Annotated in this window: 1 protein-coding gene and 2 pseudogenes; 1 reads left to right on the top strand and 2 read right to left on the bottom strand. The window is 61.4% G+C overall.

The window, feature by feature from the left end; all coding sequences use genetic code 11:
• Positions 1-143: 143 nt before the first annotated feature.
• Both ACP7AB_RS16835 and ACP7AB_RS16830 read right to left on the bottom strand, forming a co-directional pair.
• Positions 144-898: pseudogene (locus ACP7AB_RS16835) on the bottom strand (IS5 family transposase).
• A gap of 144 nt (positions 899-1,042) precedes the next feature.
• Positions 1,043-1,573 carry an IS5 family transposase gene (locus ACP7AB_RS16830; RefSeq protein WP_426046204.1) on the bottom strand — a complete coding sequence of 177 codons (531 nt, stop codon included), beginning with the start codon at positions 1,571-1,573 and terminating at the stop codon, positions 1,043-1,045.
• On the opposite strand from ACP7AB_RS16830, the pseudogene ACP7AB_RS16825 reads away from it, so the two are divergent.
• Positions 1,547-1,699 (top strand): annotated as a pseudogene (locus ACP7AB_RS16825) (IS110-like element ISMmg1 family transposase); the annotation flags it as partial. The gene ACP7AB_RS16830 and the pseudogene ACP7AB_RS16825 overlap by 27 nt on opposite strands.
• Between the last annotated feature and the right edge of the window lie 114 nt (positions 1,700-1,813).

Raw genomic sequence — 1,813 nt, 5'->3', positions numbered from 1 at the left:
CCGGCCTGCTGCGCTGGTTGATGGCTGCTCAGACCGGCCTATTGCCAACCCCACCAACACCAGTTCAGATCACCCAAGGACTCTCGTTATGGCTGGATGAGAAACGGGGGTCACGTCAACACCTAGGCTCAGGACTCATTGCGTCATAGCCAGAAGATGACGGTTGCGGCGATGGCGATGGCGGACATGAAGGTGTGCGCGCATCGGTCGTAGCGGGTGTGGATTCGTCGCCAGTCTTTGAGCCTGCCGAACATGTTCTCGATCCTGTGGCGCTGGCGATAGAGGGTTCGGTCGTGATCGATCTGGACCTTTCGGTTGGCCTTTGAAGGGATGCACGGGGTGATGCCCCGCTGGATCAGGGCGGCCCGGAACCAGTCGGCGTCGTAGCCCCGGTCGCCCAGCATAGCCTTGGCTTTGGGCAGAGCGTCGATCATCAGGGCGGCTCCCTTGTAGTCACTCATCTGGCCTTCGGAGAGCAACAGGACCAACGGACGCCCCTGGCCGTCGCACACGGCGTGGAGCTTGGAGTTCAGCCCGCCCTTGGTGCGTCCGATACGTCGGGGAACAGCCCCTTTTTGAGCAGGCTGGCCGCTGTCCGGTGGGCCTTCAGGTGGGTGGCGTCGATCATCAATCGCTCCGGCCGGGGCCCCTTGGCCGACAGTTCAGCGAAGATCCGGTTGAACACGCCCAACCGGCTCCAGCGAATGAACCGGTTGTAGATCGTCTAGTGCGGCCCGTAGTCCCTCGGCGCATCACGCCAGCGCAGGCCGTTGCGGATCACGAAGATGATGCCACTCAGCACCCGCTTGTCATCCACCCGTGGGATGCCATGCGAGAGCGGGAAATACGGCTCGATCTGCCGCATCTGCTTGTCCGTCAGCCAGAACAGATCACTCATGACAGGCTCCTCCTGCCACCAGTGAATCAGATCGAAGCCGCCCCGTGAATCCCTTTAATGGGTCCTGAGCCTAGGTCAGTGACAGGTCGGTAACCAGATTCCCGAGTCTTACTTCAATGTTTTCGAGTTGCTTAGGCTCAGGACTCATAGCCAGAAGATCACGGTCGCCGCGAGGGCGATGGTGGACAGGAAGAGCGTCGGGCAGCGATCGTATCGTGTGGCTACGCGACGCCAGTCTTTGAGCCTGCCGAACATGATCTCTATGCGGTTGCGGCTCTTGTAGCGGCGCTTGCCGTAACGGATAGGCGCGGTCCGGGATTTCCGACCAGGGATGCAGGGCGTGATGCCCTTGACCTGCAAGGCCTCCCTGAACCAGTCTGCGGCATAGCCCCGGTCGCCCAGCAGCCATTTCGCCCTGGGCAGGCTGTCCAACAGGGCGGCGGCACCAATGTAATCGCTGACCTGGCCTGCGGTCATGAAGAGGCTGATCGGACGTCCGTTGGCGTCGGTCACGGCGTGCAGCTTGGTGTTCATGCCGCCCTTGGTGCGTCCGATCAACCGCCCGAGACCCCCTTTATGGATGGCTCGCCCCTCACTGTATCGTTGATGCCGCTCGACAGAGGGTCGTTTGAAGAAGGAGCGAAGGTCATGGACGTATCGGTTCTTGGAATCGATCTGGGCAAGAACAGCTGCAGCGTCGTTAGGTTGAACTCAACGGGCAAGGTTGTTGTCCGTCGGCGGATGCGGCGAGAGACGGTCATCAGCTACGCGGCGGCCTTGCCCGCCAGCGTCGTGGCTGTCAATCGGCGTCCAAAAGGGACCCCCTATAGGCGTGCAATAGGGACCCCCTTTTGGTGTTCTGGATGGACGTCACGAGCGCACCGCTTGCGAGGGTTGGGGCGTAGGGAGGGCGTA

The sequence above is a fragment of the Brevundimonas sp. TWP3-1-2b1 genome (assembly GCF_049896165.1).
Classification (GTDB): Bacteria; Pseudomonadota; Alphaproteobacteria; order Caulobacterales; family Caulobacteraceae; genus Brevundimonas; species Brevundimonas subvibrioides_B.
Note: the sequence above shows the minus strand (reverse complement) of the source record. Positions and strands in the feature narration are given on the sequence as shown.